Here is a 22085-nt window from a genome sequence, read left to right as displayed (position 1 = left end):
CGAGAGGATAGAAAGCGCGCATGAGCTCTGGTCCTTCCTTCCGGCCGAGCAGGAAGCGGATTGCCGGGAACCGGCGCCGTTTCAGGGCTCCTCCATGCCAACTTTCCCGAGCCGGCGACCCCGTGCGGCCGGATCATATCGTGAGACCCATCCAGCTCTGCCATGGTCACCATTGCCGGACGAAAAACGGCGGCCGTCCGGTTCTATGACGCGGCGGCTTGCGGAATGGCGACCTTCGAGAAGAGGATCATCCGGCCACGCCGTCGGAAGCTGTCCTGACCGGCTCGGCCAGGGCTCCCGGACATGAACGAGACCGGCAGCAGCCCTCTCCCGCCGATCTCGCTGCGCATCAGCCGACTTTTGCCGCCGGCGCGCTGCGATACAGCTTCGGATCCGGGATCGGCACGGCCGCCATAAGGCCGCGGGTATAGTCGTCGCGCGGATTCTCGAACACCGCGCGGCGCGCGCCCATTTCGACGATCTTGCCGCCGCGCATCACCGCGACGTGGTGCGACATCTTTTCGATCACCGCCATGTCGTGTGAGATGAACAGATAGGCGAGCCCCATCTGCTCCTGGAGCTCCAGCATGAGATCGAGCACACGGGCGCGGACGGAGACATCGAGCGCGGCGACGCTTTCGTCCGCGACGATGAGTTTCGGCTTGAGCGCGAGCGCGCGGGCGATGCAGATACGCTGGCGCTGGCCGCCGGAAAATTCATGCGGATAGCGGCTGGCGGCGTCCGGCGTCAGGCCGACGCGCTTCAAAAGCGCCGCGACCCGGTCGCGGCGTTCGCTAGCGTCGCCGATGTCGTGGATCACAAGAGGTTCGGCGATCGCGGCCCCGACGCTCATGCGCGGATCGAGCGAGGCGTAGGGGTCCTGGAAGATCATCTGCGCGGCGCGGCGCAGCGGCCGGAGCGCCGCAGGCGACAGGCCGGAGATCTCCTCGCCGGCCAGCTTCACGCTGCCGGTAAAGGGGATGAGGCCGAGCACCGCCTTGCCGGTCGTGGATTTGCCCGAACCGCTTTCGCCGACCAGCCCGAGCGTCTGACCGGGCTCGATCGAGAAACTGATCTTGTCCACCGTCGGCGCATTGGCCTTGCCCTTGCCGAACCAGCCCGCCTTTGCATCATAGGTGATCGAGAGATCGCGGACTTCGAGCACGGGCGCAGCCGCTTTGGGCGGCAGAGCGACGTCGGTGACGCGCGGCGGCGCATCCGTGCCGGCATGGGCGCCGAGACGGGGCACGGCGGCCAGCAATTCCTGCGTATAGTTTTCGCGCGGGCGGTCGAAGATGTCGAGCGCATCGCCCTGCTCGACGATCCGGCCGCGTTGCATGATGGCGACGCGATCGGCCATTTCGGCCACCACGCCCATGTCATGGGTGATCATCAGGATCGAGGTGTTGAATTCGCGCCGGAGCTCGCGCATCAACGTGAGGATCTGCGCCTGCACGGTCACGTCGAGCGCCGTGGTCGGCTCGTCGGCGATCAGCAGTTTGGGGCGGCAGGACAGCGCCATGGCGATCATCACGCGCTGACGCATGCCGCCCGAGAGTTCATGCGGATATTGCGCGAGCCGCTCGGCGGGCTTGGTCATATGCACCGCTTCCAGCATGGAGCGGGCGATTGAGGAAGCGCTTTCGGCGGCGTCTTTCTGATGCTCGCGGATCGCCTCTTCGAGCTGGGCGCCGATAGTCATCACCGGGTTGAGCGACGTCATCGGCTCCTGGAAGATCATCGCCGCCTCGCCGCCGCGCACTTGCCGGAGCGCGCGGTGGGAGAGGCCGAGCAGATCGCGGCCCGACAGCAGGATCTGGCCCGAGGCGACTTTGAGCGACGCCTTGGGCAATAGCCCCATGATGGCGAGAGAAGTCACCGACTTGCCCGACCCGGATTCGCCCGCCAGACACAGCGTTTCGCCCGGCTGAAGGTCGAAGCTGACATCGTCGAGAATGCGCTTCAGGCCTTCGGGCGTGCGGGCGTCGACCGTGAGATTGCGGACGGAAAGAACGGGGGCGGGCGAAGTCATTGGCGTCACGCGAGCACGATCCTCGGGAAGTAGAAGGACACGACCCAGTTGGGCATGTCGACGATTTCGCTGATGCGCAGATCGCCGCAGACGGAGCAGAGCATATAGGCGTCGACGGCGCTGTAGCCGTGCTCGGCGGTCAGCAGATCGATCATCCGCATCACCGCTTCGCGTGCGCCGGTCATCAGGTCCGGGCCGATGCCGGTCGTCACCTCATAGCCCGCGCCGTCGAGATGGCGGGTCACGGGTTCGGTGGTGGTGAAGCGCGGCGTCTTGAGATTGGCGCCCTTGACGAGATCGAGCGTCAGTTCGACATTCATCTGGCTTTCGATCGCGGTGCCGCAGACTTCGCCATCGCCCTGTGCGGCATGGGTGTCGCCGACCGAGAACAGCGCGCCCTCGACCTCGACCGGCAGATAGAGCGTCACGCCGGCGGTGAGATCGCGGATGTCCATATTGCCGCCGACCCGGCGGGGCGGCACGACCGAATGAAGGCCAGCCTCCGCCGGGGCGACGCCGATCGTGCCCGTGAACGGCTTGAGCGGCACGCGACCGCCGGGCCCGAAGGCCGAGGGCGCCATCGTGTTCTGGTCATAGGACCAGACATGCAGCGCCGGATCCTTGAACTGGTCGGCGAGCAGGCCGAAGCCGGGAATGTTGGCGGTCCAGCCATAGCCGCAGGGATGAAATTTGCGGATGGTGACTTTCAGCGCGTCGCCGGGCTCGGCGCCCTCAACATAGACGGGGCCGGAGACCGGATTGATCTTGCCGAAATCGAGCGTCGCGAGCGTGTCGAGGGTGGCATCCCGGCCGATCTGGCCGCCGGACGAATCCATGCATTCGAACAGGATCGTCTCGCCGGGCTTGGCGGTCAGCGCCGGCGGGAAATCCTTGTTCCAGCCGAAATTATGCTGGGCGCGGTGGATGGTGTGGGTGCAAGCGACGCACATGGGGTGTCCTCCGAGGATTGATTTTTGGAAGACTGCCCCTCATCCCCCTGCCGGGACCTTCTCCCCGTAAAACAAGGAGAAGGCGGATGCGGCAAGGACGGCGCTCCATCTCCCTTCTCCCCGCATATACGGGGAGAAGGTGGGCGGCAGCCGGATGAGGGGCAGCCTAAGACCCGTCTCAGGGCTTCACATAGATCGCGTCGTAATTGATGACGCGGGTGGGGTCGATGTAGATGTTGTCGGCGCCGCCCATGCGCATGGACTTGGCGACGACGCGGCGTTCGTTGATGACCGGCACCCAGGGGGCGTCGGCCATGATGTCGGTGAAGATCTTGCCCCAGGCCTGCTGACGCTCGGCGACCTTGGCCGGATCGGACATCGAGTCGGCGTCCACCGCGCGCTTGTCGAGGTCCTTGTTGCAATACCACGACCAGTTCCAGCCGCCCTGGACCGCGCCGGCGCAGCCGAGGATCGGACCGTAGAAGTTGGACGGATCCGGGAAGTCGGCGATCCAGGCCATGCCGCCCGACCAGATCATCGGCGCTTCGCCTTCCGTGCCGCCGGCGGCGATGACATTGCCCTGGGCCAGCGCACGGACTTCCGCCTTGACACCGATGGCGGCGAGATCCTGCTGGATCGCCTGGGCGATGCGCGGCTGCGGATCGGTGTTGGTCGAGAAGAGCACGGTTTCGAAGCCGTCGGGATAGCCGGCTTCGGCGAGCAGCGTCTTGGCCTTTTCGACGTCATAGGCATAGCCGGTGAAGCTCTTGTCGTAACCCGGCATCAACGGCGGCAGCGGCTGGTTGGCGGGAGTCGCGCGGCCGTTGAGGATGCGGGTGATGCGCTCCTTGTTGACGGCCATGTTGACCGCCTGGCGCACCTTGACGTCGTCGAACGGTTTCACCTTGGTGTTGAGCGTGATGTAGCCGGTGTGCAGCTGCTCGCCGTCGACGATCATCTGCTTGCCTTCGGGCGAGTTCTTGATTTCCAGGAACTTGGCCGGCGGAATGCCGTCGCCGGCGATGTCGACCTCACCCTTCTGCAGACGCAGAAGCGCCACCAGCGGCTCCTGACCGACTTCGACGGTCACCTTGTCGACATGCGGCACGTCCTTGACGAAGTAGTCGGGATTGCGGTCGAATTCGAGCTTTTGGCCGATCGTCCAGTCTTTCAGCACAAAGGGACCGGAGCCGACAGGCTTCTTGCCGAAATCGCCGGCGGCGGCCTCGACGGCTTCCTTCGGCACGATCGAGGCGAAGTTGATCGCCAGCACATGCAGGAATGTGGCGTCGGGACGCGACAGATGGAAGACGACGGTCGAGGCGTCGGGCGTCTCGATGCCCGAAAGCATCTCGCTCTTGCCGCCGGTCAACTCGTCGAAGCCCTTGATCGCGCCGAAGAAGCCGGCGCCGGGACCCTGCGTCTTCGGATTGACGGCGCGCTCGATCGAATATTTCACGTCAGCGGCCACGACTTCGCGGCCGTTGGAGAATTTCACGCCCTTGCGGAGCTTGAACGTGTAGGTCAGGCCATCCGGCGCGACCTCGAAGCTTTCGGCCAGCGACGGCTTGAGGTTCGCGGTGCCAGGCTCGTAATCCATCAGCCGCGAATAGAGGCTCTTGATCAGTGACCAGTTGACCCAGTCATAGCCGATGGCCGGATCGAGCGTGGTGATGTCGTCCTTATAGGTGACGACGATGTCGCCGCCTTGGGCCGGCGTGTCCTGCGCCTGCGCCACGAAGGGCGAGAGCGCCATGACGGCGGCGGCGGTCGTTCCGAGTAGCCAGTTTCTGAACATGTCTTGTGTTCCCCTTTTTCCTGAGCTTCAGTGTGAACGGATGCGCGGATCGATGACCGGCGCGATGAGGTCGGCGATGAGATTGCCGATGATGATGGCGAGCGCCGAAGTCAGGGTGACGCCCATAATGATGGGAATATCGACCTGCTGGATCGCCTGCCAGGCGAGCTGGCCGATGCCCGGCCAGCCATAAACCGCCTCCACGACCACCACGCCGCCCATGAACTGGCCGATATCGATGCCGATCATGGCGATGATCGGCAGCACGGCGTTGGGCAGCGCATGGCGCAACACCACGCGCCGCGCAGAGAGACCCTTGGCGCGGGCGGTGCGGATATAATCCTGATTGAGCACGTCGATCATTGCCGACCGCACCATGCGGGCATACCAGCCAGCGCCGAGCAGGCCGAGCGTCATGGCCGGCAGCACGACATGGGCAAATGTGCCGTAGCCGCTCATCGGAAACCAGCCGAGCGTGGCGGCAAATACATAAAGCAGCAACAGCGCCACGACGAATTGCGGCGCCGAGACGCCGACGAAAGCCGACATCATCACCAGACGATCAATAAGCCCGCCGCGATTGAGCGCCGCCAGCGCGCCGAGCGCCGTGCCGAAAAGCACCTCGACGAAGATGCCGGCGGCCATCAGCGTCAGCGTCGCGGGCAATCGGGCCATGATCAGCGTAATCACCTCGGTCTTCTGCGCATAGGAGCGGCCGAGATCGCCCTGGATCAGGCCCGTGACGTAATGGACGAATTGCAACAGCAGCGGCTGATCGAGGCCGAGCTCGTGGCGGATATTGGCGACCGTCTGCGCGGTGGCGCTGCGGCCGGCGATCATGCGAGCGGGATCTGCCGGCAGCGCATAGAGCAGCACGAAGGTGATGGCGGCGACGCCGAACAGGATGGCGGCGGACTGGATCAGCCGCTTGGCGAAGACGCTCAGCATCAGCCTCTCCCCGTTGGGTCGGATCGAGAATGTCGCGCAGCGCGTCGCCGACGAGGTTGAAGGCGAGCGCCGTCAACAGGATCACTGCGCCGGGGAAGAAGACCAGCCAGGGCGCGGCCTGGAAATAGCTCTGGCTTTCGAAGATGATATTGCCCCAGGACGGTTGCGGCGGCTGCACGCCGATGCCGAGGAAGGACAGGGTCGCTTCGAGCAGAACGGTGGTGGCGATGCCCAGCGTTCCCCAGACGATCGCCGTGGGCGCGAGATGCGGCAGGATATGCAGGAAGAGAATCCGGCCATGGCCGGCGCCCAACGCGCGTTCCGCCATGATGAAATCCCGCTCCACCAGTCCGCGCGTCTCGGTATAGACGATGCGCGCCACCTGCACCCAGTTGACCAGCGCAATGACCATGGCGACGATCCACAGGCTGGGTTTGAGAAGCGCGGCAAGCACGATGGCGAGCAACAGCGCCGGGAAGGCCATCATCAGATCGGTGAAGCGCATGAGCAGATTGCCGGCGAGCCCGCGCAGATAGCCGGCTATGACCCCGACCAGAAGCCCGATGCAGACGGCGACGCCATTGGCGACCAGGCCGATGACCAGCGAGGTCCGCGCGCCATAGAGCAGCCGGGAGAACAAGTCGCGGCCGAGCGTATCGGTGCCGAGCAGGAACGGACCGCCCGGCGGCATCGGCGCGCCTTCGAGCGTCAGGCCGTCGAACATCTGGTTGTCGGGATCATAGGGCGCGATCAGGGGTGCGGCGAGCGCGAGGACCACGACGGCGACCACCACGATGAGGCCGAACAGCGCCGCCGGCTGGCGGAAGATTTCCTTGAGAACGCGCATCAACCCACCTCGCGCAGGGGTTCGGAGCCGCCGAGAAAGAAGGCGGCGATCTGTTCGATGGGCATGCGGCGACGCATGGCGCAGTCCCTGAGCGCGGCATAGGCGCGGTCGTCGTCGAAGCCGCGCTCCTCCTTGAGGCGCGCCAGCGCCGCGAAGACGACAGGACGAAGCTTCAGGCGTTCTTCGAGATAGGCTATTCTGCGCTCAGCCTCGTGCCGCTCCTCGTGAATCGACACGGACAAAACCAGGGCCGGATAGATGGCGGCCGCCGAAACCGGCTTGGCGATGATCGCGCCTGCCCCTGGCCGATGGCCCAGGCGATGCGCCCGGGCGCTTCCGAGCCGAGAAGCGCGATGACCGGACGCGCCGGCCGGCCGCTTCGCCAGGGAAGAAGCTCGTCCCAGCCCTGGTCGGCGTCGACGAGCACGAGATCGGGCAACGCCGCGCCGTCGAGCGGACGCCATTGGCGCGTCACGTCGAGGCCGAGCAGCTTGAGCTGGCGGGTGAGTTTGTCGGTATTGCCGTCTTCCTGAGACAGGATCATGGCGCGCCAGCCGGCGAAATTGGGCGTCTTGGTCATCATGACACCACCCTCAATTTGGGAGCCGGCTTCCGGCTCGCGCCGGTCAGATAGGGATCGGCCGCCAGCGCCGGACGCGAGGCGATCACATCGAAACCACTATGATCATTGATACGGCCGAGATGGAACGGCAGCGCAGCGTGATTGGTGTCCGGATCGAAAACCATGTCGCCGAACGGCGTTTTCCAGCTTTTCGCCATCAGTTCCGCGCGCACCAGAGCGGGTTCGTCGGCTCGGGCCGCCTCGATCGCGGCGATGCACAGGCTGGTGGCGGTATATGCGCTCGCAAACACGCTGGAGGCCACCCGCTCCTGGGGACGCCAGCCGCGCATCCGCGCTTTGAAGGCGCGGTTTTCATCGCTGTCCAGACTGTCGAAATAGGAGGCGGCGCAGAGCTGGCCGATCGCGGCGCCCGCGGCGATGTCCTCGAGCTCGCATTCCTGCAGGTCGCAGCTGGCGACCGGGCAGTTTTCCGGCAGGAAGGCCGGGTCCTTTTCGCCGAGTTCGCGCATGGCGGCGAGGAAGGTAGCTCGAGGGTCCGATGAGATTGTTGAGGATGAAGCTCGGGCGTTTCTCGGCGATGTCGGCGATGATCCGCTCCACCGCCGTCTCTTCGAGCGGCAGATAGCGCTCGCCCAGCACCCGGCCGCCGGCATTGGCGACGAGTTCTCGCGCCAGCCGGTTCATCTCCCAGCCCCAGACATAATTGGCGCCGACCAGATAGGGATTGGCGCCGTGGCGCGGCACGAGATGTTCGAACAGCGGGATCAGATGCTGGTTGGGGCAGCCGCCGATATAGATGACGTTCTCATTGGCCTCGAAGCCTTCATAGGGGCACATATACCAGAGCAGGCCGTCATGTTTCTCGGCCAGCGGAATGACCTCTTTGCGCGCCGCCGAGGTGATGGTGCCGACGATATGCCGGCAACCGTGATCACGGATCAGGCTGCGCGCGCCGTCGAGATAGGCGGCGAGATCGGCATGCGGATCGAAGAAGACGAGCTCGGCGGCGTCGCCGCCGCGCTTGCGATAGTCGTCGAAGGCGAATTCCGCGCCGTCGCGCGCATCCCGTCCCATCGCCCCATAGGGACCGGTGGTCGAGTAGAGAACGCCAATCTTGAACGGCTCGCGCATCACAACCCCAAACACGAAAAACCCCATAACGCGGGTCCCTCGGCCGAGGGGCGTTATGGGGGCGATATTGCCCAGCGACTTCGAGAGTCATGTTATCGTCAGGACTTTGCCTAAACGAACGCCATGATTAAATGACGATCACTTGGGCCTTGTCAAGCCCGTGATCACGGATCGGCGGACATTCTCGATGAAGCACGAACGGCGCGCTGCGCGCCGAAGCTCACGCGGTGACGCGGGCGATGGCGTCGACGAGCTTGCTGGGATCGAACGGCTTGACGATCCAGCCGGTGGCCCCGGCCTTGCGCGCCTTCTCTTTCTTCTGCGCGTCGCTCTCCGTGGTCAAGACGAGAATGGGCATGCCCCGATAGCGCTGATCGCGCCTTATGCGCTCGATCAGGCCGAAGCCGTCCAGCCGCGGCATGTTGATGTCGGTGACCACGAGGTCCGGGATATCGGCATTGAGCGTCTCGAGCGCGGCGACGCCGTCTTCGGCCTGCGAGACCTCGAAACCTGCCTGGGTGAGCGTGAGAGAAAGCATTTTGAGTATGGTGACGGAATCATCGACCGTCAGAATTTTCTTGGACATTCTTCATTCCCTTGAGTGACGGCAACGCCATAACGGAACGATCGCGCCTGCGCCACGACGGCCTACGCATAATGATAACAAGAGGTTATGGCGAGAGAGACTGGCTAAAATGAAAGGGCTGGCGTTTACCGCATGGAAATGTCCGTACTCGGGACGCTCCGGCGAACTCGAGTTCATGCGCGCATTGATAGAAACGCCGCGGGCCGGAACGTGAAAGGGCTGTGGATAAGCCCGAAAGGGTCAGCTGAGGCTCGCCGGCGATTCCGACACGACGAGCGACGGTTTATCTCTGGCGGTGGTGCGGAATTTGGTGGGCCGTTCGCCGAAGGCTTCGCGGAACAGCCGCGCGAAATGCGAGGCGTTGTCGTAACCGACCTGAGTGGCGATATCGATCAGCGGCGCCTTGGTCTGCAACAGGAGCTGCTTGGCCTTTTCGAGCCGCATGCGCTTGTAGACCAGCGCCGGCGAACTCTGCGCCTTGTCCTGGAACAGCCTTTCGAGCTGGCGGCGGGAGACGCCGACGGCGGCGGCGAGCTTGGGGATCGACAGCGCATTCTCCATGTTGCGCTCCATGATGATCAGCGCCGCCTTGAGGCGGGGATCGTCGCTGTCGATCGACAGGGGACGGCGCGGTTGGATGTCGAGCGCCGAGCGCGCCTTTTCGATCTGCAGAACTTCGAGCGCATTGCGTTCGGCGTCGGAACTGATGTGGCGGCGCACGATGGTGGCGGCCATATCGGCGGCGCTGCTGCCGCCGGCGCAGGAGCCGCGCATGCGGTCGAGATTGAAGAGACGGTCGGCGCGCGCACCGGAAGATCGGGAAACCGCTCGCGAAATGCGTCGTAATGCAGCCAGCTGACACAGGTCTGGTGGCCTTTCATCAGGCCCGCTTCGGCGAGAATGAATGTGCCGGTGCAGACGCCGATCAGCGGAATCTTCAGGCTCGCGGCGCGCTTCAAATAGGCGATGGTCCCCTCGTCGACCGGCGCGGACGTATTGAGAAGCCCGCCGACCACCGCGATGTAATCGAAACTGCGGGGATCGACGAGATCGGAAGTGGGCGCGACTTGGACGCCGCAGCTCGAGGCGATCAGGTGCCGGGTGTTGCCGAGCACCTGCCAATCCGCGAGCTTGCGTCCCGACCTGTCCGCCTCGTCGCTGGCGAGCCGGAGCGTATCCACGAACAGCGCGAAGGCCGACAGCGTGAACGACCGCGACAGAATGAAGCCGATCTTCAGCCTGCCCTTGCCCGCAGCATCCTGTGAAGCCTTCATTCCGCTCTCCGACCGTCCATTCATTCGCATGGATCATCATACGCCGACACTTGCGCGATGGCGCAGGCGTTTTCAAGCGATGCGCGCCGCAGGCGACGCCGATTTCGAGGGAGTAAAGTAGAAGTGGGGAAAAAGTGGTACGGTTGGGGGTCTCGAACCTCCGACCTCAGGAGCCACAATCCTGCGCTCTAACCAACTGAGCTACAACCGCATCACCGAATGCTCTGCATCCGTGAGGGGGCACTTAAAGGGCCCGCCGATTTATTTCAAGCACTTTTTTCAGGAATTTTCATTTGGCGCCTGGAAAAGTAAAAAGCGCGGACGCCCGATGGGAGCCCGCGCCAGTTTGAATGAGCGGTGGATCAAGCGGAAAGCTTGAAGCCGGACATCGCCTTTTCGGCGGCGGCCTTGCCGGGCTTGGTCACTTCGTCGGCGACCTTCTTGGAGGTTTCCTGCAGCGACTTGGCCTGGGCCACGGCGGTTTCGGCCTGCTTGCGCACGAAGGCGGTCTGCAATTCGAAGAGTTCGGCGACGGACTTGACGCCGAGCAGCGATTCCATATGAGCATAGGAGCTCTCGGTGTTGGCGCGGAGAATCTCGATCGCCTTCATGCCGAATTCGACGGCGCCGGTCTGGGCGCTGTGCATGGTGGCTTCGACGGTCTTGCCGGCTTCCTCGGTCGCTTCCTTCATCTTGGCCAGCGCTTCCTTGGTCTTCACCGAGCTCTTCTCGGCAAAATCGCGGAAGTTGTCGGTGAACTTCGAGGGATCGAAAGCGTTCATGGCGAAAACGTCGTCGGTCTTCTTGGCGGGCATGGGTCACATCCTGATCTTTGGGGCGATCTCGGATCGCCGTTGTTTCACTGTAGCCTGTATATAGCATCGCTTATTGTGCATTGCAACATTTATTGCACCGCACAAGATTAACCCTTCCGCGCATTTCGTCGCAGGCGCGGTGGACGCTGCCGACCGGGCGAGCTATTAATAAAGCGTTAAGAGTAGCAGCCGCCTGTAATTGCGTATTCAAGGTTCGCCATGCCGCAGATCCATTATCCCTTCATCGACATCGCCGTGCACCCCATCGTGCGCGCGCGCTTCGCCGCGGGGGAAGCGATCGTACTGTTTTCACGCGACCTCGACGCCGTGCTCTGGGCCAATGGCGACGGCGCGCGGCTGTTCGGCTTTTCCAATATTTACGACTTCATGGAAGACGGCCCCGATCGCGGCGGCGTCTCGTTCCGCCAACTTGCCTCGGCTGCCCGTCAGCTCGCCAGGCCGGGCGACCGGCGCAACCTGATGATGCGGGTGGCCTCGGGCTTCTCCAGCCAGCTGTTGAGCGCGGAAGCGGCGCTGGTGATGATCCGTCCCGGCGAGGAAGCCGTGCTGTTCGCCGCGCCGTCGCAGGCCGCCGGCGACCTCGAGGCGCGCATCCAGTCGATGCTGCGCGGCTTCGACGATCCCGACACCCATATGGCGGTGCTCGACGCGAGCGGCGTCGTGCTGGCCGCGTCCCCCGGCTTCCAGACATTGGGCGTGCCCGAGGACACCACCCGCGCGCTGATCGCATCCGTCGAGCGCAGCGCCGATGGCCTCGTGAAAAGACCGATCGCCTCCTCGGCGGGTTATCTGCCGGCCGCGATCGGCAAACTGTCGGACAATCCGGCGCTGCATCTCCTGTTCTGCGTGGAAACGGTGCTGGGCCGCATGGACCCGCCGGGCGACGCAGCGCAGGCAGACAGATCAGATGGCGCGGGGGCCGAAGAAATCGCCGACGAGATCGTAACCGCTCCGGAAGCGACGGCGAACGAACCATCGGCGCCGCCTGTCGAGGATTCCTCCAACGCATTGGAAGGCGAGCCGGCGGCAGAGGTCGAGGCGCCGACGTCAAGCGACGAAGGGCTCGATGGTGCACCCGCGTCGCAAGAGCAGGAACCGATCCCGGCCGACGCGCCGCAGGATCAGGCAGCCGAAGCAGAAGCAGAAGCAGAAATCGCAGGCCATCCCGTCGAGACGGCAAGCGAAGAGATCGTGGAGCCCGCAGCCGACGCGCCGCAGGCCGAGCCAATCCCGGCGAGCGCCGCGACCGCGCCTCGGGAAACCGCGCCGGTCTTCGCCCCGAACAAGGGCGCGCGCCCGGTGCGTTTCGTCTGGAAACTCGACGCCGATGGACGCTTTTCGGATGTGTCGGAGGAATTCGTCCGCACCGTGGGCGAGCGCGCCGGCGCGGTCAAAGGCAAAACCTTCAAGGAATTGGCCAATCTGCTCGGCCTCGATCCCGATGGCGAGATCGGGCGGCTCCTGGAGCGACGCGACACCTGGTCCGGCCGCACCATCCGCTGGCCGATCGAAGGCACGGATTATGTCGCGCCGGTGGATCTCGCCGCTTTGCCGACCTATTCCCGCAACCGCGAATTCGACGGTTTCCGCGGCTTCGGCATTATCCGCGTCGGCGACGCCGAGCGCGATCCGCACGCCATGGGCATGGCTTTCGCCGCCCCCGTCGCCAAGGTGGAAACACCCGCGGCTCCGCTGATCGCCGAATCGGTCGCGCCTGCGCCCATCGAAGCAGAGCCGGTCGAGGATGCGGCAGCGCCGCAGGATACGACGCCCGCGACCGCCAAAACACCGGATGAAGACGCTTTCCAGGGTGAAAAGCCCGCGATCCGCATCATGCCGGACCCGGTGCTCGACCTGAGCGAAAAGATCGTCAAGCTCGAAGAGCGCCGCGCCCGCGCCCGCGAGGGCCTGTCGGCGGCCGAACAGGCGGCGCTCAAGGAAATCGCCCGCCAGCTGGAACCCTTCGGCAAGCGCCCGAACGCCGAGGTGATTGCGCCGACCGAGGCGGAAGCCCCCAGCCGGCCGCCGAGGAGGCCCCCAGGCTATAACGGAGGAGCACGCGGACGAAATCTCCGAGCTCGTCTTCGCCGAGCCGGAGGATATCGACCTCACCGCCCCGATTCTGCCGGAAACGCCGGTCGACGGGCCGATCGCGGTCGCGAGCCGCGCCGACGACGCCGATGACGTCGGTGAGTTCGTCAAAGGGCCTTCCGCCCGCGAGGATGTCGAGCGTCTCGGCCTGACCGCGGCGGCGGCCGATCAGGTGCCGCTCGCCATGCTGATCCATGCCGGCGACCGGCTGATCCACGCCAACACCGAATTCCTGCGCTTCACCGGTTACGAGACGCTCTCGGCGCTCGAAGCGGCGGGCGGGCTGGACGGCTTGATCCACCGCTCCGACGACCACGTTCTCTTGAACCGCGCCGATGGCGAGCGCATTCCGGTGACAGCGCGCCTACAATCCGTTCGCTTCGAAGGCGCGACCGCGCTCGCCCTGTCGCTGCAGGCGGCGCCGGCGCTTCTGCCCGATCCGCTCGAGGAAGACGAGGAAAGCGCGCGTCGCCTTTCCGCGCTGAAGGTCGAGCTCGACGAGTTGCATTCGATCCTGGAAACCGCCACCGACGGCGTGATCGTGCTCGACACCGAAGGCCGCATCCGCTCGATGAACCGTTCGGCCAGCGGACTGTTCAACTTCGACGACGGCGAGACGCGCGGCAAGCCTTTCGCCATGCTATTTGCCCATGAGAGCCAGAAGGCGGTGCAGGACTATCTGTCGGGCCTGAGCGGCCATGGCGTCGCAAGCGTATTGAACGACGGCCGCGAAGTGATCGGCCGCGAGGCCTCGGGCGGCTTCATCCCGATGTTCATGACGCTCGGGCGCATGCCGGGCTCCAACAGCTATTTCGCTGTGCTGCGCGACATCACCCAGTGGAAGCGGTCGGAAGAAGAATTGCGCAACGCCAAGCGCGCCGCCGAGACCGCTAACCAGCACAAGAGCGATTTCCTGGCCCGCGTCAGCCATGAGATCCGCACGCCGCTCAACGCCATCATCGGTTTTTCCGACATGATCGCCAGCGAGCATTTTGGCCCGGCCGGCCATTCCCGCTATATCGAATATGCCCACGACATCGGCCGCTCGGGCCGGCATGTGCTCGACATCGTCAACGATCTGCTCGATATTTCCAAGATCGAGGCGGGCGAGATGGATCTCGACTTGACCGCGGTCGCCATCAACGATTGCATTTCCGAGGCGGTGTCGCTGGTGCAGCAGCAGGCCAACGCACAGCGGGTGATCATCCGCACCTCGCTGTCGCAGTCGGTTCCGAATGTCGTCGCCGACTTACGCTCGATTAAACAGATCGCCATCAACATTCTCGCCAACGCCATCCGCTTTACCCCGGCCGGCGGGCAGATCGTCGTCTCGACCGTCTACGAGCCGACCGGCGCGGTCGCCCTGCGTATCCGCGACACGGGCGTCGGCATGACGTCGTCTGAGCTCGAACAGGCGATGAAGCCGTTCGGCCAGGTGTCTCCTTCCGCCCGCAAGCGCGGCGACGGCACGGGGCTCGGCCTGCCGCTGACCAAGGCGATGACGGAGGCCAACCGCGCCGTCTTCGCCATCCGCTCGGCGCCGAACGAGGGGACGCTGGTCGAAATCCTGTTCCCGCCGCAGCGCGTGCTTGCGAACTGATCGCGGCGGCGATAAGGCTCCGACCGAGGGCGGAGTGCGCCCGACAGGCGGAAAAGGAACAGAGTGAGCGCTTCTCGTCTCATCGCAGCCGGTCTCTTCAAGCCGCGGGCTAGAGGCGGCCATCCCGGCCTCGAGATCGGCACGATCCTGCTGTCGCTGCTCGTGCTGACGCCGCTCGCCGCCATCGTCTGGATCGCCCTGTCATCCGGTTCCGACGATCTCGCCCATGTGGCCGGCACAATATTGCCGCGCGCGCTGTCGCGCACGCTTTGGCTTCTGGCGCTGATCTCTCTCGCCACCGGCGTCACCGGCGTGTTGACCGCCTGGCTGACCGCGACCTTCGATTTTCCGTTTCGGAGGCTGCTGACCGTGGCGCTGGTGCTACCCTTGGCGATGCCGACCTATCTCGCCGCCTATGCCGCCGGAGAATTTTTCGATTATGCCGGCCCGCTGCAACAGGTGGTCCGGGCCATCGGCGGTTTTAGCTCCGCCTCTGAATACTGGTTCTTCGACATCCGCTCGCTTGAAGGCGCGGTGCTCGTGATGGGCGCGGTGCTGTACCCTTACGTCTATCTCTCGACGCGCTCGGCCTTCCTCTTGCAGGGACGCTCGGCGGCCGATGTGGCGCGCACGCTCGGGGCCTCGCCGCTGAAAGTGTTCTTCACCGTGCAATTGCCCATGGCCCGGCCGGCCATCGCCGCGGGCCTGACGCTGGTGATGATGGAGACGATGAACGATATCGGCGCCGTCGAGTATCTCGGCGTCAACACGCTGACCTTCGCCATCTACGACACCTGGCTCAATCGCGGCAGCCTGGGCGGCGCGGCGCAGATCGCCGCGGTGATGCTGGTCTTCGTCATCGGGCTCATTCTCGTCGAGCGTCACGCGCGACGGCTGCAGCGCTTTGTCTCCGGCAAGGCGGCGCCGGCGGCATCCGTTGCCCGGCCACGCTTGAACGGTGTGAAGGGCTGGGCGGCGACGTTTGCCTGCGCGGCCCCCGTCATCGGCGGTTTCGTCATTCCCGGCGGCGTGCTCGCGGCCTATGCGCTGAAGCGGATCGACACGTTCTCGGACCCCGCGCTCTACAAGGCGCTCGGCCATACGATCATGGTCGCCGGCGCGACCGCGCTGATCACGGTGATCCTGGCGTTCATCCTAGCCTATTCGGCGTGGGTCGGCCGCGGCCGGATCACGGCGCTTGCCGGCCGGGCGGCGACGTTCGGTTACGGCGTGCCCGGCACAGTGATGGCGCTCGGCGTGCTCATACCCTTGGCGAGCCTGGACAATGTCGTGGCCGGGTTTTTCCGCGAGCAGTTCGGCATTCGCACGGGGTTGCTGATCACCGGCACCATGGCGGCGATCGTCTTTGCGCTGACCTGCCGCTTCCTGACCATGGCCGAAGGGGCGGTCGACGCCGGCTTCCAGAAGCTGCCCGTCAATCTCGACCACGCGTCGAGGACCTTGGGCAGGACCTCCATGCAGACGCTGAGCCGCATCCTGATCCCGGCTATGCGGCCGGCGGTGCTGACGGCGGGGCTTTTGGTGTTCATCGATGCGATCAAGGAACTGCCGGCGACGATCCTGCTCAGGCCGTTCAACTTCAACACGCTGGCGACGCTGGTCTATGAAGACGCCTCGCGCGCCCGCGTGGAGGATGCCGCCATTCCCGCGCTGATCATCATTCTCGCGGGGCTTGCGCCGGTGATCCTGGTGTCCCGGTCGCTGGAAGGGCGGCGTTGAACACCGCCCTTGCCTCTATCTAGAGAACCGAGACGACCGCCTTGGCGAGGTCTTCGAGACGGTCTTCCTTGAGACCCGCCACATTGAAGCGGCTGTCGCCGACCATGTAGATCCCGTAGTCCTCACGCAGCCGGTTGACCTGATCCTCGGTGATGCCCAACCGCGAGAACATGCCGCGATGTTCGGCGATGAAGTCGAAGCGCGACGAGTTGGACTGGCGGCGCAGCGCCTCGGCAAAGCCGGTGCGGAGATTGAGCATGCGCAGGCGCATCTCTTCGAGTTCGGTCTTCCAATTGGCCCGCAGCGCATCGTCCTCGAGGATGATGCGGACGGCTGCCGCGGCATGATCGGGCGGCATGGAATAGAGCACGCGGGTGACGATCAGCGCCTGGCTGCCGGCGATCTTGGCGCGCTCGGCGTCGGGGGCCATCAGGATCACGGCGCCGACGCGGTCGCGATAGACCGAGAAGTTCTTGGAGCAGGAGGTGGCGATGGCCATTTCCGGAACCTTGCCGGCCAGCAGACGTACGGGGGCGGCGTCTTCCTCGAGGCCGTCGCCGAAACCCTGATAGGCGAGATCGACGAAGGGAAAGAGACCCTTTTCGACCAGGATGTCGGCGACGACAGCCCACTGGTCGAGCGTCAGGTTTGCGCCGGTCGGGTTATGGCAGCAGCCGTGCAGAAGCACGACGTCGCCGGCCGGGATTGTCTTGAGCGCCTCGACCATGGCGTCGAACTTCACGCCGCCGGTCGCCGCGTCGAAATAGGGATAGGTCGCGGTCTTGAGGCCGCCAGCGGTCAGGATCGGCGCGTGGTTGGCCCAGGTCGGGTCCGACAGCCAGACGGTCGCATCGGGCTTGGCCTTCTTGAGCAGGTCGGCGATGGTGCGCAGCGCGCCCGAACCACCGGCCGTCTGGCAGGCGAACATGCGCGAGACGTCGGCGTCTTCGCCGAACACCAGCTTGAGCATGCCCTTGTTGAAACCGTCATCGCCGCCCATGCCGACATAGGTCTTGGTGGTCTGCGTGTCGTAGAGACGCTTTTCCGCTTCGCGCACCGCGTTCATGATCAGCGTGCGGCCTTCGGAATCTTTATAGACGCCGACGCCGAGATCCATTTTCTCTGCGCGCGGATCGTTGCGGTAAAGCACCGAGAGGCTGAGGATCTTGTCGGGCGGGGCGAGCGAGAGCGTTTCGAACATGAGCTTTTCCTAGCGTGTTGAAATTCAGGAGCCGAGATGCCGTGAACCGCGGGCGCGGGCGAGTTGCATCTGCTTTTCGCGGGAGCGGAAGCGGGCGCGATCCTCATCCGTGCGGCTGTCGTGGCAATGCGGACAGCTGACGCCGGCTTCAAAGGTCTTGGCGGTCATGTCCTCGGCGGTCAGCGGATGGCGGCAGGCGCGGCACAGGCGATGGCCGCCCTCTTTCAGTCCATGTTCGACGGAAACGCGCTCGTCGAAGACGAAGCAGGCGCCTTCCCAGAGGCTGTCCTCCGGCGGCACGTCTTCGAGATATTTCAGGATGCCGCCCTTGAGGTGATAGACCTCGTCAAAGCCCTGCTCCTTCATGAAGGCGGTCGCCTTTTCGCAACGGATGCCGCCGGTGCAATACATGGCGATCTTCGGCTTGTTGTGCAGACCTTCATGCTCGCGGACCCAGTCCGGAAATTCGCGAAAAGTCTTGATGCGCGGATCGACCGCGCCCTTGAACAGGCCGATATCGGTTTCGTAGTCGTTGCGGGTGTCGATCACGATCGTGTCCGGATCGGAGATGAGCGCGTTCCAGTCCTTCGGTGCGACATAGGTTCCCACCACCCGCGTCGAATCGATGTCCTCGACGCCCATGGTGACGATCTCTCTCTTGAGCCGCACTTTCATACGCAGGAAAGGCTCCTTGGAGGCGCGGCTTTCCTTGTGTTCGAGACCTGCAAATTCAGGCTGCGCCCGGAGATAGGCGAGCACGGCGCGCACGCCTTCATCAGGCCCGGCGATCGTGCCGTTGACGCCCTCATGGGCGAGGAGCAACGTTCCCTTGACTCCGCCCGCCTCGCACAGCGCCTGAAGCGGCTCGCGAATGTCGCGAAAACGGGGAAAGGCGACAAAGTGGTAGAGCGCCGCCACGAGATAGGGCTGCGCAGGGGAAGGACTGGGATTTGCGGCGTTTTCGATCATGGCGGCGGCATAATCCTTTTGACGAAAAAGCGCAACGGCGCAGGCGCTCCGCCGAGGGCCAGATCTTGCATTCGGCGCAGGCCTCGACCACAGTCCGCAGCGCAGAATTCCGGAGTATGTCATGCTGATCCTCGACCTCACCTATAAAGTTCCCCTCGAACAGGCCGATGCGCAGATGGCGCCGCATATGGCCTGGGTGAAGGACGGCTATGACAAGGGCTGGTTTCTCGGCTCCGGCCGCAAGACGCCGCGCACCGGCGGGGTGATTTTCGCCCGCGGCGACCGGGTGGAGATCGAGGCGTTTTGCGCCGCCGATCCCTTCGTCCTGCACGGCATCGCCGATTACGCGATCACCGAAATCACCGTGACCACGACCGCTCTCGGGTTCGACGCGCTCAAGGACGCCTGATCATGACGGAGGCGCTCCGCTACACGCCCTATGCCAGCGCGCTAAAGCCTTTCGCCATCGGCCTTTCGGCGATCAATCCCGCCGACTGGATCGAGCCGGACGACGATCTCCCCGCCTATCTCGATGAGAAGGACCGGCTTCTAGCCGAGCATCGGGAGGATGTGTTTCAGGCCGACGACGCATCGCGCGCGGCGCAGGCCGAATGCCTGGCGCTCCTGACCGATCACCTCCTGGCCCGCCATGGCGACCGTTGGGTCAAGACAGAGGCCGGCGTGAGCGTGGCCGGTCGCGACATCCCTCTCCTCTCGGATGAGACGCCGCTGGTAACGGCGGGCCGGCTGGTGCAGGACGATCTCGCCATTCTCGAAAAGCGCAACGGCGCCTGGACGCTAACGGCAGGCTTCGTCGCCTTTCCCTCCGCCTGGTCCCTCAAAGAAAAGGCGGGCCTGCCTATGGAAGGGGTGCATGCACATGTGCCCGATTACGCCGGCGGCACCCGCAACGCCATGATGCTCAGCCGCATTTTCGACAATCTGCAGCCCGACCTGCCCGCCATGCGGCTAAACTGGTCGATCTATCCGTCGGGCGACCTGTTCTGGCCGCCAGAGAAAGGCGCGCGCGCCGAGCGCAACACATTCACGCCGGCGATCAACTTCATCCGGGTCGAGCGGCAGACGCTGCGCCGCCTGCCGGAGACGGGCGCAATCGTTTTCACCATCCGGATCTATAACGACCCTATCTCCCGGCTGAAGTCCGATCCGGCGCTGGCGACGCTCTCGCGCGCCCTCGCGGACAAACTCGGAGAATTTACGCAGGAACAGCTCGCTTATAAGGGCATGATCGGCCGCCGCGACGCGATTATCGAGTATTTGCGGCAAGATAACTGACGACTTCGGTTCGGCTCGCCGAACGCGCTCTTTTTGTGTCATCAAAATGTGTTTAGTGGTCCCCTTGATAGGCAACATAGGAGAACCAGCCCAAAATGACAGAATCCACCCATCCGGTTTATGGCGAAATCACGGGTCCGATCGTGATGATCGGTTTCGGCTCGATCGGCCGCGGCACGCTGCCCCTCATCGAGCGTCACTTCAAATTCGACAAGAACCGCATGGTGGTGATCGATCCCAACGCCGACGAGAGCGGCATTCTGGCCAAGCATGGCGTCAAGCACATCCAGGCGCATGTCACCCAGGAAAATTACAAGAGCCTGCTCAAGCCGCTGTTGACCGAGGGCGAAGGCCAGGCCTTCTGCGTCAACCTGTCGGTCGACACGTCTTCCGTCGACCTGATGAAACTGTGCCGCAAGGTCAATGCGCTTTACATCGATACTGTCGTCGAACCCTGGCTCGGCTTCTATTTCGACAAGGACAAGGACAACGCTTCGCGCACCAACTACGCCCTGCGTGAGACTGCCCGCGCCGAAAAGGCCAAGAACCCCGGCGGCGCGACCGCCGTATCCTGCTGCGGCGCAAATCCCGGCATGGTGTCCTGGTTCGTCAAGCAGGCGCTGGTCAACCTTGCCCATGAGATCGGCCTGAAATTCGAAGAGCCCGCCGCCGACGATCGCGAAGGCTGGGCCAAGCTGATGAAGAAAGTCGGCGTCAAGGGCGTCCATATCGCCGAGCGCGACACCCAGCGCACCAAGAATCCCAAGCCGTTCAACACCTTCTGGAACACCTGGTCGGTGGAAGGCTTCATTTCCGAGGGACTGCAGCCGGCCGAACTCGGCTGGGGCACCCATGAAAACTGGATGCCGAAGAACGCCCGCAAACAGAAGAAAGGCAGCAAGGCCGCCATCTTCCTCGAACAGCCCGGCGCCAATACCCGCGTTCGCAGCTGGTGCCCGACGCCCGGCCCCCAATACGGCTTCCTCGTCACCCACAACGAGTCGATTTCGATCGCCGACTACTTCACCGTGCGCGACAAGGACGGCGACGTGACGTTCCGCCCCACCTGCCACTACGCCTATCATCCGTCCAACGACGCGGTGCTGTCGCTGCATGAAATGTTCGGCAACGGCGGCAACGCGCAACCCGTGCTGCATGTGCTCGACGAGACGGAACTGGTCGACGGCGTCGATGAACTCGGCGTGCTGCTCTACGGCCACGAGAAGAACGCCTATTGGTATGGTTCGCGCCTGTCGCTGGACGAGGCTCGCTCGCTGGCTCCCTACCAGAACGCCACGGGCCTTCAGGTGACCTCGGCCGTGCTGGCCGGCATGGTCTGGGCGCTCGAAAATCCGGAAGCCGGCATCGTCGAAGCCGACGAGATGGACTACAAGCGCTGCCTGGAAGTGCAGTCGCCCTATCTCGGTCCGGTCGAAGGCCACTATACCGATTGGACGCCGCTCGACGGCCGTCCGGGCCTGTTCGCCGAGGACCTCGATACCTCCGACCCCTGGCAGTTCCGCAACATTCTCGTGCGCTGAACAGACGGCGTATATTTCGAGCTGCAAGCGCCCCGTGCATCACGGGGCGCTTCTTGTTTCAGGCCCGATTTGGGATCGTGGCTCCCGATGTGTCGCGTTCTGTGTTTCCATGACCCGCAAAGCCTTGCTTTCGCAGCGCAATAGCGCCAGTATGGCGCAAACACAGCAGAGGCGACTGTCCCGCCGAAGGACAGCCGCAGCCTTCGGGAGACGTCAATGAAGCTCTACGCCCTCGCGGCTATCGCCGCAGCAGCCGCCCTTTCCTCTTGCGCCACGGAGCAGTCCAGACCGCTGCCGACCGCGCCGCAGCCGGTGACGATCGAGGGCGCATGGACGGATCCGAACGGCTTGCTCTCCACCTTCCAGGCCGGGAATTTCAACACCAGGACCACCGACACCAATCAGTTGCTCGCCTCCGGCACCTATGTGAAGGGCCAGGGTCCCAATCTCTATGAGATCAGCTTGACCTCGCATGTCCAGAACAAGCAGTCCCGCGTCAACTGCGCGCTGATTTCGCCGCAGCAGTTGAACTGCACCGCCGATTCCGGCGCTCAGTTCACGCTGACCCGCAGACCGGGCGCCATGTAACAAAGCCGCCCGGGCGATAGATCGATGAACGACTGTCACAGGATAGGGCTAATGCTCATCGCATGACGTCCTTT

Annotated in this window: 16 protein-coding genes, 1 tRNA gene and 3 pseudogenes; 6 read left to right on the top strand and 14 right to left on the bottom strand. The window is 64.3% G+C overall.

Annotation, left to right across the window (positions count from 1 at the left end; translation table 11 throughout):
* Positions 1 to 349: 349 nt before the first annotated feature.
* From H2O14_RS15205 to H2O14_RS15155, 12 genes and pseudogenes are all read right to left on the bottom strand, one after another.
* On the bottom strand, positions 350 to 2032 hold the full coding sequence (locus H2O14_RS15205; RefSeq protein ID WP_182829393.1) for an ABC transporter ATP-binding protein: 1683 nt from the start codon (positions 2030 to 2032) through the stop codon (positions 350 to 352).
* A 5-nt stretch (positions 2033 to 2037) separates the two neighbouring features.
* A complete protein-coding gene (locus tag H2O14_RS15200; RefSeq protein WP_182828310.1) occupies positions 2038 to 2982 on the bottom strand; it encodes an acetamidase/formamidase family protein in 945 nt (314 codons plus the stop codon).
* Positions 2983 to 3160: 178 nt separating this feature from the next.
* Entirely contained in the window at positions 3161 to 4780 is a 1620-nt protein-coding gene (locus H2O14_RS15195) for an ABC transporter substrate-binding protein (RefSeq protein WP_182828309.1), read from the bottom strand.
* A gap of 27 nt (positions 4781 to 4807) precedes the next feature.
* On the bottom strand, positions 4808 to 5728 hold the full coding sequence (locus H2O14_RS15190; RefSeq protein ID WP_182828308.1) for an ABC transporter permease: 921 nt from the start codon (positions 5726 to 5728) through the stop codon (positions 4808 to 4810).
* Between the two features lie 7 nt (positions 5729 to 5735).
* A pseudogene (locus H2O14_RS15185) lies at positions 5736 to 6575 on the bottom strand (ABC transporter permease); the annotation flags it as partial.
* Positions 6575 to 6811, bottom strand: a complete 237-nt coding sequence (locus H2O14_RS27530) for an ANTAR domain-containing protein (protein ID WP_312858610.1) — start codon at positions 6809 to 6811, stop codon at positions 6575 to 6577. The gene H2O14_RS27530 and the pseudogene H2O14_RS15185, both read right to left, overlap by 1 nt.
* The gene (locus H2O14_RS15180; protein WP_246697402.1) at positions 6769 to 7158 is read right to left on the bottom strand and encodes a hypothetical protein; all 390 of its coding nucleotides are present in this window, start codon (positions 7156 to 7158) and stop codon (positions 6769 to 6771) included. The genes H2O14_RS27530 and H2O14_RS15180 overlap by 43 nt, the downstream gene beginning before the upstream one ends.
* Positions 7155 to 8232 (bottom strand): annotated as a pseudogene (locus H2O14_RS15175) (transporter substrate-binding protein). Before H2O14_RS15175 ends, H2O14_RS15180 begins: the two are co-directional and overlap by 4 nt.
* Before the next feature lie 277 nt (positions 8233 to 8509).
* Positions 8510 to 8875 (bottom strand): response regulator, encoded by a 366-nt coding sequence (locus tag H2O14_RS15170; RefSeq protein ID WP_182828307.1) that lies wholly within the window; start codon positions 8873 to 8875, stop codon positions 8510 to 8512.
* Positions 8876 to 9115: 240 nt separating this feature from the next.
* Positions 9116 to 10149 (bottom strand): annotated as a pseudogene (locus H2O14_RS15165) (GlxA family transcriptional regulator).
* A gap of 135 nt (positions 10150 to 10284) precedes the next feature.
* Positions 10285 to 10360, bottom strand: a tRNA-His gene (locus H2O14_RS15160).
* A 151-nt stretch (positions 10361 to 10511) separates the two neighbouring features.
* Positions 10512 to 10964 (bottom strand): phasin family protein, encoded by a 453-nt coding sequence (locus H2O14_RS15155; RefSeq protein WP_182828306.1) that lies wholly within the window; start codon positions 10962 to 10964, stop codon positions 10512 to 10514.
* Positions 10965 to 12975: 2011 nt separating this feature from the next.
* Here H2O14_RS15155 and H2O14_RS27525 point away from each other — a divergent pair.
* Positions 12976 to 14676, top strand: a complete 1701-nt coding sequence (locus H2O14_RS27525) for an ATP-binding protein (protein WP_182828305.1) — start codon at positions 12976 to 12978, stop codon at positions 14674 to 14676.
* 63 nt (positions 14677 to 14739) lie between these two features.
* Positions 14740 to 16416, top strand: coding sequence for an ABC transporter permease (locus H2O14_RS15145; protein ID WP_182828304.1), 1677 nt, complete (start codon positions 14740 to 14742; stop codon positions 16414 to 16416).
* Between the two features lie 19 nt (positions 16417 to 16435).
* On the opposite strand, the gene H2O14_RS15140 is transcribed toward H2O14_RS15145, so the two are convergent.
* Together H2O14_RS15140 and H2O14_RS15135 are read right to left on the bottom strand one after the other, a co-directional pair.
* Entirely contained in the window at positions 16436 to 17617 is a 1182-nt protein-coding gene (locus H2O14_RS15140; protein ID WP_182828303.1) for an amino acid aminotransferase, read from the bottom strand.
* Between the two features lie 24 nt (positions 17618 to 17641).
* Positions 17642 to 18586 (bottom strand): rhodanese-related sulfurtransferase, encoded by a 945-nt coding sequence (locus H2O14_RS15135; RefSeq protein WP_182828302.1) that lies wholly within the window; start codon positions 18584 to 18586, stop codon positions 17642 to 17644.
* Between the two features lie 121 nt (positions 18587 to 18707).
* Between H2O14_RS15135 and H2O14_RS15130 the strand changes: the two genes are divergently transcribed.
* The 4 genes from H2O14_RS15130 to H2O14_RS15115 all read left to right on the top strand — a co-directional run bounded on the left by H2O14_RS15130 (position 18708) and on the right by H2O14_RS15115 (position 22011).
* Entirely contained in the window at positions 18708 to 18995 is a 288-nt protein-coding gene (locus H2O14_RS15130; protein WP_182828301.1) for a YciI family protein, read from the top strand.
* Between the two features lie 2 nt (positions 18996 to 18997).
* Positions 18998 to 19882, top strand: a complete 885-nt coding sequence (locus tag H2O14_RS15125; RefSeq protein ID WP_182828300.1) for a heme-dependent oxidative N-demethylase family protein — start codon at positions 18998 to 19000, stop codon at positions 19880 to 19882.
* Between the two features lie 95 nt (positions 19883 to 19977).
* Positions 19978 to 21423, top strand: a complete 1446-nt coding sequence (locus H2O14_RS15120) for a homospermidine synthase (protein ID WP_182828299.1) — start codon at positions 19978 to 19980, stop codon at positions 21421 to 21423.
* Between the two features lie 216 nt (positions 21424 to 21639).
* Positions 21640 to 22011 carry a hypothetical protein gene (locus H2O14_RS15115; protein WP_182828298.1) on the top strand — a complete coding sequence of 124 codons (372 nt, stop codon included), beginning with the start codon at positions 21640 to 21642 and terminating at the stop codon, positions 22009 to 22011.
* The last annotated feature ends 74 nt before the right edge of the window (positions 22012 to 22085 follow it).

Source organism: Rhizobium sp. G21 (genome assembly GCF_014158035.1).
Taxonomy (GTDB): Bacteria; Pseudomonadota; Alphaproteobacteria; order Rhizobiales; family Rhizobiaceae; genus Rhizobium_E.
The sequence above is the reverse complement of the archived record's forward strand: the minus strand, read 5'-3'. Positions and strand labels throughout refer to the sequence as shown.